This window comes from Marinomonas communis (assembly GCF_004363305.1).
GTDB classification, from domain to species: domain Bacteria; phylum Pseudomonadota; class Gammaproteobacteria; order Pseudomonadales; family Marinomonadaceae; genus Marinomonas; species Marinomonas communis.
In genome coordinates this window covers 1-2500 of the sequence record NZ_SNZA01000010.1, presented here as the reverse complement: position 1 = coordinate 2500, position 2500 = coordinate 1, and the positions used below count along the sequence as shown (strand labels likewise).

Sequence of the window (2500 nt, the reverse complement as noted above, 5' to 3'; positions counted from 1 at the left end):
AACCCACGTACGTTGAAAAGTCCGGGGATGACTTGTGGATAGGAGTGAAAGGCTAATCAAGCTCGGAGATAGCTGGTTCTCCTCGAAAGCTATTTAGGTAGCGCCTCGCGTATTGCCATTGGGGGTAGAGCACTGTTTGGGCTAGGGGGTCATCCCGACTTACCAACCCCATGCAAACTCCGAATACCAATGAGTATGAGCGCGGGAGACACACGGCGGGTGCTAACGTCCGTCGTGAAAAGGGAAACAACCCAGACCGTCAGCTAAGGTCCCAAAGTTACAGTTAAGTGGGAAACGATGTGGGAAGGCTTAGACAGCTAGGAGGTTGGCTTAGAAGCAGCCACCCTTTAAAGAAAGCGTAATAGCTCACTAGTCGAGTCGGCCTGCGCGGAAGATATAACGGGGCTCAAACTGTACACCGAAGCTACGGGTTTACACTTTGTGTAAGCGGTAGAGGAGCGTTCTGTAAGCCGTTGAAGGTCAAGCTGTAAGGCAGGCTGGAGGTATCAGAAGTGCGAATGTTGACATGAGTAACGATAAAGGGAGTGAAAACCTCCCTCGCCGGAAGACCAAGGGTTCCTGTCCCATGCTAATCAGGGCAGGGTGAGTCGGCCCCTAAGGCGAGGCTGAAAAGCGTAGTCGATGGGAAACGGGTTAATATTCCCGTACCGATGTATATTGCGATGGAGAGACGGAGAAGGCTAGGCCAGCACGGCGATGGTTGTCCGTGTTTAAGGCGGTAGGCTGAGTACTTAGGCAAATCCGGGTACTTAAGGCCGAGAACTGATGACGAGTCCTCTTTTGGACGAAGTGGTTGATGCCATGCTTCCAGGAAAAACTTCTAAGCTTCAGATATACATTGACCGTACCCCAAACCGACACAGGTGGTCAGGTAGAGAATACCAAGGCGCTTGAGAGAACTCGGGTGAAGGAACTAGGCAAAATGGCACCGTAACTTCGGGAGAAGGTGCGCCGGTTAGGGTGAAGGACTTGCTCCGTAAGCTCTGACCGGTCGAAGATACCAGGTGGCTGCGACTGTTTATTAAAAACACAGCACTCTGCAAACACGAAAGTGGACGTATAGGGTGTGACGCCTGCCCGGTGCTTGAAGGTTAATTGATGGGGTTAGCGTAAGCGAAGCTCTTGATCGAAGCCCAAGTAAACGGCGGCCGTAACTATAACGGTCCTAAGGTAGCGAAATTCCTTGTCGGGTAAGTTCCGACCTGCACGAATGGCGTAACGATGGCCACACTGTCTCCACCCGAGACTCAGTGAAATTGAAATCGCAGTGAAGATGCTGTGTATCCGCGGCTAGACGGAAAGACCCCGTGAACCTTTACTATAGCTTCACAGTGAACTTTGAACCTACTTGTGTAGGATAGGTGGGAGGCTTTGAAGTGCAGACGCCAGTTTGCATGGAGCCAATCTTGAAATACCACCCTGGTATGTTTGAGGTTCTAACTCAGGTCCCTTATCGGGATCGAGGACACTGTGTGGTGGGTAGTTTGACTGGGGCGGTCTCCTCCCAAAGAGTAACGGAGGAGCACGAAGGTGCGCTCAGCATGGTCGGAAATCATGCAAAGAGTGTAAAGGCAAAAGCGCGCTTAACTGCGAGACAGACACGTCGAGCAGGTACGAAAGTAGGTCTTAGTGATCCGGTGGTTCTGTATGGAAGGGCCATCGCTCAACGGATAAAAGGTACTCCGGGGATAACAGGCTGATACCGCCCAAGAGTTCACATCGACGGCGGTGTTTGGCACCTCGATGTCGGCTCATCACATCCTGGGGCTGAAGCCGGTCCCAAGGGTATGGCTGTTCGCCATTTAAAGTGGTACGCGAGCTGGGTTTAGAACGTCGTGAGACAGTTCGGTCCCTATCTGCCGTGGACGTTTGAGATTTGAGAAGAGTTGCTCCTAGTACGAGAGGACCGGAGTGAACGAACCTCTGGTGTTCCGGTTGTCACGCCAGTGGCATTGCCGGGTAGCTACGTTCGGACGGGATAACCGCTGAAAGCATCTAAGCGGGAAGCCTCCTTCAAGATAAGATCTCACTGGAACTTAGAGTTCCCTAAAGAGCCGTTCGAGACTAGGACGTTGATAGGTTGGGTGTGTAAGCGTTGTGAGGCGTTGAGCTAACCAATACTAATTGCTCGTGAGGCTTGACCATATAACACCAAAGTGGTTTTACTGAAGTTGTTCCAGACAACTTCCAGTACTTCCTCCATCCATGGAGGTCGTGCACTACAAAGAATTTACGATAAGCCGGTTTGATACTTGGTTATCGACTACTTCAAAGTCTAATTGTTAAAGATATCAAGTTTACGAACTTGCGTGTTTTGGACAAGGCAACAACAAGCCACCCAGAACGAACGCAAACCCGTTTGCTTGACGATCATAGAGGCGTTGAACCACCTGATCCCATCCCGAACTCAGAAGTGAAAAGCGCCATCGCCGATGGTAGTGTGGGAGATCCCATGTGAGAGTAGGTCGTCGTCAAGCTT

At 51.1% G+C, this 2500-nt stretch carries 2 rRNA genes (1 of these 2 cut by a window edge); both read left to right on the top strand.

Annotated features, from left to right (window positions below):
• Nucleotides 1–2166: ribosomal RNA gene (locus tag C8D85_RS18035) — 23S ribosomal RNA — on the top strand; it begins 720 nt to the left of the window's first position.
• 217 nt (nt 2167–2383) lie between these two features.
• Nucleotides 2384–2498, top strand: a 5S ribosomal RNA gene (gene rrf / locus C8D85_RS18030).
• The last annotated feature ends 2 nt before the right edge of the window (nt 2499–2500 follow it).